Here is a 6,806-nt window from a genome sequence, read left to right as displayed (position 1 = left end):
AACGTAGGTACAATCGGCCACGTTGACCACGGTAAAACGACCCTAACAGCCGCTATAGCAACCGTAGCAGCAAAAACATCAGGCGGCGAAGCAAAAGACTACGCAGCTATTGACAGTGCCCCAGAAGAAAAAGCACGTGGTATCACAATTAACACCTCACACATCGAATATGACACAGAAGCACGTCACTACGCTCACGTAGACTGCCCAGGTCACGCCGACTACGTAAAAAACATGATTACCGGTGCAGCCCAAATGGACGGCGCAATTTTAGTCGTATCAGCCACAGACGGCCCAATGCCACAAACCCGTGAACATATCTTATTATCACGTCAGGTAGGCGTACCATACATTTTGGTCTTCATGAACAAATGTGACATGGTAGACGACGAAGAACTATTAGAACTAGTAGAAATGGAAGTACGTGAACTACTATCAGACTATGACTTCCCAGGCGATGATACCCCAATCATCAAAGGCTCAGCCCTAGAAGCCCTAAACGGTAGCGACGGCCCCTATGGCGAACCAGCCGTACTAGAACTACTCAATACCCTTGACACCTACATACCAGAACCAGAACGTGACGTAGATAAGCCATTCCTAATGCCTATCGAAGACGTATTCTCAATCTCAGGTCGTGGAACCGTAGTAACCGGACGTGTTGAATCAGGTATCGTAAAAGTAGGCGACGAGATTGAAATCGTTGGTATCAAAGACACTCAAAAAACCACCTGTACAGGTGTAGAGATGTTCCGTAAGCTACTAGACGAAGGTCGTGCAGGCGAGAACTGTGGTGTACTACTACGTGGTACTAAGCGAGAAGAAGTACAACGTGGTCAAGTACTAGCAAAACCAGGTTCAATCACACCGCATACCAAGTTTGACGCAGAAGTATACGTATTATCAAAAGAAGAAGGTGGTCGTCACACTCCATTCTTAAATGGATACCGTCCGCAGTTTTACTTCCGTACGACTGACGTAACTGGTGCCATTCAGTTAGAAGAAGGTACAGAGATGGTTATGCCAGGCGATAACGTAGAGATGGGCGTAGAGCTTATCCATCCAATCGCTATGGACAAAGGCTTACGCTTCGCTATCCGTGAAGGTGGCCGTACGGTTGGTGCTGGTGTTGTCTCTACTGTTAAAGACTAATAGTAGAACCGCTAGTCCTCTAGCACGAGTATGATGAAACCGCTTCCTTTGGAGGCGGTTTTTTTACGAGTCCTGCTGTCTGTTATAAATCAATTTAATTAGCGAGATAAGAGTGATAGACGATAGGATCGCTTCTATCAAAGGCATAGTTTAATTATATACAGTCTATAGTCTGGAAAATTTTTTCAAAAAGCGCAAATTAAGGTCATTCTCTAGCAAAGCATTAAACGAGAAGATATAGTGAATAAGATTTTTAGCATAGCCTTGCCACCATAATATCACTGGACATTAAACATCTTTCATCAATTATTTATAGTATATTGAGTGGGGTATTTTTTGGCTATTGTAAAATAGATAGAATTGATTCAATGTAAACTGACTAATATTATGCATAGTGTCTTTGCCTTAATGTTTCATACATGCAAAGTGCGCCAGCAATAGCCACATTCAAACTTTCTTGTCCATTTGGTTGAGGTAGAGCGACAGGTGTAGCAGATTGCATGATTGCATCGCAAACGCCTTGACCTTCATGCCCCATAACCCATGCTACAGGACGATTTAGATTCTGATTATAAATAATGTTATCAGTATGTGAACTCGTCGCATAAACCGGTAGTCGCAGATAAGACAGCACCTCATCTTCTTCAATCCCTTCATAGATGGTTAGGCCAAACTGAGCACCCATACCTGCTCGCATGGTCTTGGGCGACCAAGCTTGAGCCCCTCCTTTAGTACAGATGACTGTTTTAATACCAACAGCTGCGGCGGTACGCAATAGGGTTCCAACATTACCATTATCTTGTACATCGTTTAGTATTAAACAATCAGTTGTAATGGGCGACTTAAGTGCATTAAGACTGTGCTGAGGTACATTAACAACAGCCATAATCTCAACACCATTGCCTAAATTTGAAATACTTTGATACACACTATCACTAACAACTGTTAACTTTCTGTCAATATTATAGGTGGCTAATGAGGACAATAGTGATTGCACGTCAGGATGTGACAAACCCGTATATGAAATAACAATATGTTCAGGAAAATGTTTGGCTTGTAGAGCAGCTTCTATTAAATGAACGCCTTCTAAGACAGTTTGGTTTTGCTTTTTTCTTTGTCGAGATTGGGTTAACAGTGCTTTAGCAAGTTTAACGGTGGGGTTTTTATCAGAAGTAATGACAGGGTTATTCGAAAACTTATTTGTCAGCTCGTTAATCATTATTCAATCCTATAGGTAGATATAAACACTTTTTATTAAAATAATCTAATTTCGTCAAACTCGCAAAACCTAATGTTTACAGTATGTCACTCGTTTTTCATATTATTTGAATGATAAGAATCGATACCAAATTGGTGTAAAAAAGACCATGAAAACAGTCATGGTCTTCTAAGAGGTTGAGGGGCGATATTTTTGTCAGCTAATTACTTTGTTAGATAATTATTAGGGCAGTTATTAATGAATACGATCATGAGTGCCAACAATCTGAACACACATATGAATTCAATTGTCAGTACACTCATTGGCAGCAGAATTAAAGGTTAACGAGTATTTTTATGAAGCTCTTTGACACGATTTACTTCATTTTTGGCACCCAAAACTACTGGTACACGTTGATGAATATTATTTGGTTCAAAGTCCATAATGCGCATGACGGCATCTGTAGAAGCACCGCCAGCTCGTTCAATCAGTAAACTCATAGGGTTTGCTTCATACATCAAGCGTAACTTACCGGGTTTGCTAGGATCCTTTGTATCGTAAGGATACATGAATATACCACCTCGACAAAGAATTCGATGCACGTCGCCAACCATTGCGGCAACCCAGCGTGTATTGTAATTTTGCTTTCTTATGCCACTTTTTCCGGCGACCAGTTCATCAATGTACTGCTGCATTGGCTTTAACCAAAAGCGGTAGTTAGAGGCGTTGATGGCATACTCTTTGGTGTCAGCATCAATACTGATGTTCTTTTTAACCAATATAAATTCTGATGTTGTCGGATCAAAGCTAAACATGACAACACCGTCATCTTGAGTCTCGTCACTATCATTACTTTTATTGGCAAAAGTAAATACTAACATAGCTGAAGAGCCGTACAATAGGTAACCTGCAGCAATCTGTTCGGTTCCTTTTTGCAGGAAGTCTTTATTTTCAGCCACTTTGCCTTTATTGTTGTAAGGTAGGATTGAAAAAATAGTTCCTGTCGGCATATTAATATCGATGTTTGAAGAGCCATCTAAAGGATCAAACAAAACCAATAATTGCCCGTCTTTGTTTGCAGCAGTAGCATCATCTAGTTCCTCACTCGCCACACCAGCACAGTTTTTATTAGCAGTGAGTGCCTGTAATAATAGATCATTGGCGATGACATCTAACTTTTTTTGCTGTTCGCCTTGTACGTTCTCAGCACCTGATTCACCATGTATATCCGCTAAGGCACCTTTACGAAGTAGTTCAGAGATTTGAGTACCAACTTTGGTAATCGTAGAGATAACATCAATAACCGCTTTCGTTTGAGCTAAGTTGTCTTGTGAAGTGGTTCGTTTTTTTGAGTCAAGCAACTGATTAAAGTATTCGTTAAGCGTGGTCATTAGTAAGTCCTTAAAATTATTTTAGTCGGGATATGGAATCTGCAATGTAGGTAGGTAGACAACTCATAGGATAGTTTTTATAACGTTTTATAAATAGGTTAGCGCAATAAATTTGTTGCATTTACTTTTTGAATGCTCTTAAATCCGCTAAACTATATCAGATTAAACTAATTTTTATAATGTGTAGAGTTTATCAAAAATAAGCTTTCTTTACTTGTAAAGCTTATGAATATTCTAGTCTTTCTACATGACGTCATTATTAATTGCAAGCTGACATAGGATACCTCTCATCGCCATGACTGACTTAACAGATATTGCCACCGATAATAAAATCCAAAATACCTTTGATGCGACGACACGAAAGCTTAATGCCTCACTTAGTAGACCACAGCTTAATGAAGATGGACATATAAGGCATTTTTTAGGCATAGAAGGACTAAGCCGTACCCAGTTAAAATCTATCATCGCAAAAGCGGAAACTTTCTTTGATGACAATGGGCAGCTTATTAACAGTCCAGAGCTCGAAGGGTGTACGGTGATGAACTTATTTTTTGAGCCATCAACTCGCACTAGAACGACTTTTGAGGTTGCTGAAAAAAGGTTAGGTGCAAATGTTCTGAATATAGATATTGCCCGCTCAAGTACAAAGAAAGGCGAAAGTTTACGTGATACATTATGGAACTTGCAGGCGATGACGGCCGATATCTTTGTGGTTCGCCATTCGGCTTCAGGGGCAGCGCACTTTATGGCCACAGAGGTAACCCCAGAAATTGCTATCATTAATGGGGGTGATGGATGGCATGCACATCCAACCCAAGGTATGCTAGATATGTTAACGATACATCGTGAAGCACCAAGACCTTTTGAAGAGCTATCGGTAGCCATTATTGGTGATATTAAACATTCACGAGTGGCACGTTCAGATATCAGTGCACTTAAAACACTAGGCGTTAAAGATATTAGGGTCATTGCGCCAAGAACCTTATTACCAAAAGGTATCGAACGTTATGGTGTATCGGTATTTGAGGATATTGACGAGGGTGTAGTGGACTGTGATGTTCTTATGGGCCTACGCATACAAAATGAGCGTATTGGTTCGCCCCTAATGGCAGCATCGAATGAGTATTTCAAAAAGTATGGTATAACTCCAGAGCGAGTGGCTAAGGCAAAACCAGATGCCATTGTTATGCACCCAGGACCAATGAACCGAGGGGTGGAAATGGCATCTAGTGTGGCTGATGGGCCTCAATCCGTAATTTTAAAACAAGTAAATAATGGTATTGCAATACGAATGGCTGTGCTATCAATGTCGATGCAGGGTCAACGTGAGTTTCAAGCCAAAAATTAATAATAGCTCATCAAAAGCAGTCTGTAGTTTGATGGGAGATAAAGACTCATAAAGCGTTATTTGATAATGAACAATTATTTGGAAATACCATGCTAAATTTATTACCAAAGAATCTAAAACATCCCAATGTTGAGACTAAAGCAGATCACTGGCTACTACCCCCACTTGTTGATTTATGTGCACGTTTGCGTGAACCAGGTCAGCAGCAACATGGTACTTTAGAGAGTGAAGGACATGCGGCACGTGCTAATGGGTTTTTACACGTCGTTATACCCCCAGATACAGATCCTATTTTAGAGAATGGGTCCTTACTTAAAGGCCTACGTGAAAAAGCACTACAGGATGGCGGTATTTATCTGCACGTTCTAGGTGCTTTAACCGCAGGGCTTGAAGGTGCTCGTCCTGCTAATGTCGCAGGGTTAAAACAAGGCAAGTGTATCGCTGTTTCAAATGCAGGGAGACCCTTTGAAAATGATTTAGTATTACTTCGTACACTCGAATATGCCGCTACGTTTGATTTGAAAGTATTTTTCTACCCCGATGAGCCAAGCCTTTCTAAGGGTGGTGTTGCTCATGAGGGGTATATTGCCTCATTCCATGGCTTACAAGGTATTCCATGGTTGGCTGAAACAGTCGCTTTATCCACTCAATTATTAATGGTAGAAGAAACGGGTATATCGGCACATTTTAGTCAGCTCACTTGTAAGTCTTCGGTAGAGCTGATTCGCTGGGCAAAGGATAAAGGTTTACCGATCACTTGTGACGTAGCAATGCATCAGCTGCACTTGACGGATGATAATTTAGAAGGTTTTAATGCAAAAGCTTTTGTACTACCGCCGCTGCGCAGCAATACAGATCAGCAGGCATTACGTGAAGGACTAAAAGATGGCACAATTGATGCGATTTGTAGTCATCATGAGCCTTTAAATGATACCGCAAAGCAAGCGCCATTTGCAGAGACGAGACCAGGCATTTCAAACGTTGATACGTTTATGGCATTGGGCTGTAAGTTGGTTAAAGAAGGGGTACTCACACCTGAACAATTAGTCCACAAAATATGTATTGCGCCTGCTCGCATCGCTGGTATTGAAGATACCTATAAGAGGGTAGGCGGTGCTGTATTAGTTGATCCAAATCTTGAGTGGCAAGTAACCCGTGAGACCATATTGTCAAAAGGTAAAAACACACCTTTTTTGAATCAAATCTTAAAAGGCAAAGTAGTGGAGACTTACTTTGAATGAACCGCAACATATTAGTGGTTCGATTAAAGCGGTTGCTGGTTATGAAATCGTTAAAGGTGCAGGAGCAATATTAACAGCGCTTGCTCTATGGATGTGGCACAAGCAGTTATTGGCATTGATTAATACAGCCAATAGCGCTTGGATAGGCGGTTTTGGCTCCTTATTTGAGTCACAGATAAATAGCTTGGTTCTTCTTGCTCAACGAGCTGCACAAAACTGGCAACTCTTTATGGTAGTGATTTTTGGCTATGCCACTCTCAGATTTATTGAAGCTTATGGTCTATTAAAAGATAGAACATGGGCGTACTGGTTTAGTGTGCTTGGCTATGGATTATTCATCCCTATGGAGGTTTATTACCTTTTTGCACGCCCTTTTGATTGGTTTAAGTTATTTATTTTGCTACTAAACATAATAGTTGTGTTTGTGGTATATCAAAATATGCGTAAAAAAGGTCTAATTTAATCGCCTTAATTTA

Annotated in this window: 6 protein-coding genes; 4 read left to right on the top strand and 2 right to left on the bottom strand. The window is 40.7% G+C overall.

Annotation, left to right across the window (positions count from 1 at the left end):
* Positions 1-1,152, top strand: a 1,152-nt coding sequence (gene tuf / locus AC2SLL_RS02955; protein WP_486530168.1) for an elongation factor Tu, incomplete at its 5' end; no start/stop codon positions are given.
* 385 nt (positions 1,153-1,537) lie between these two features.
* Here tuf and AC2SLL_RS02950 read toward each other — a convergent pair.
* The gene (locus tag AC2SLL_RS02950; RefSeq protein WP_486530167.1) at positions 1,538-2,371 is read right to left on the bottom strand and encodes a TrmH family RNA methyltransferase; all 834 of its coding nucleotides are present in this window, start codon (positions 2,369-2,371) and stop codon (positions 1,538-1,540) included.
* A gap of 320 nt (positions 2,372-2,691) precedes the next feature.
* Positions 2,692-3,741, bottom strand: coding sequence for a class 1 fructose-bisphosphatase (locus AC2SLL_RS02945; protein ID WP_486530166.1), 1,050 nt, complete (start codon positions 3,739-3,741; stop codon positions 2,692-2,694).
* A 295-nt stretch (positions 3,742-4,036) separates the two neighbouring features.
* Between AC2SLL_RS02945 and AC2SLL_RS02940 the strand changes: the two genes are divergently transcribed.
* The 3 genes from AC2SLL_RS02940 (at position 4,037) to AC2SLL_RS02930 (ending at position 6,793) form a co-directional block, all read left to right on the top strand.
* Entirely contained in the window at positions 4,037-5,089 is a 1,053-nt protein-coding gene (locus AC2SLL_RS02940; RefSeq protein WP_486530165.1) for an aspartate carbamoyltransferase catalytic subunit, read from the top strand.
* A gap of 89 nt (positions 5,090-5,178) precedes the next feature.
* Positions 5,179-6,330 carry a dihydroorotase gene (locus AC2SLL_RS02935; protein ID WP_486530164.1) on the top strand — a complete coding sequence of 384 codons (1,152 nt, stop codon included), beginning with the start codon at positions 5,179-5,181 and terminating at the stop codon, positions 6,328-6,330.
* Positions 6,323-6,793 (top strand): DUF2127 domain-containing protein, encoded by a 471-nt coding sequence (locus tag AC2SLL_RS02930; protein ID WP_486530163.1) that lies wholly within the window; start codon positions 6,323-6,325, stop codon positions 6,791-6,793. Before AC2SLL_RS02935 ends, AC2SLL_RS02930 begins: the two co-directional genes overlap by 8 nt.
* Positions 6,794-6,806 lie beyond the last annotated feature (13 nt).

The sequence above is a fragment of the Psychrobacter sp. CX97 genome, assembly GCF_057396285.1.
The sequence above is the reverse complement of the archived record's forward strand: the minus strand, read 5'-3'. Positions and strand labels throughout refer to the sequence as shown.

Bases quoted from the DNA above. Each gene is read 5' to 3' on its own strand.
- AC2SLL_RS02935 (WP_486530164.1), top strand. From the start codon at position 5,179: ATGCTAAATTTATTACCAAAGAATCTAAAACATCCCAATGTTGAGACT.
- AC2SLL_RS02940 (WP_486530165.1), top strand. From the start codon at position 4,037: ATGACTGACTTAACAGATATTGCCACCGATAATAAAATCCAAAATACC.
- AC2SLL_RS02945 (WP_486530166.1), bottom strand. From the start codon at position 3,741: ATGACCACGCTTAACGAATACTTTAATCAGTTGCTTGACTCAAAAAAA.
- AC2SLL_RS02950 (WP_486530167.1), bottom strand. From the start codon at position 2,371: ATGATTAACGAGCTGACAAATAAGTTTTCGAATAACCCTGTCATTACT.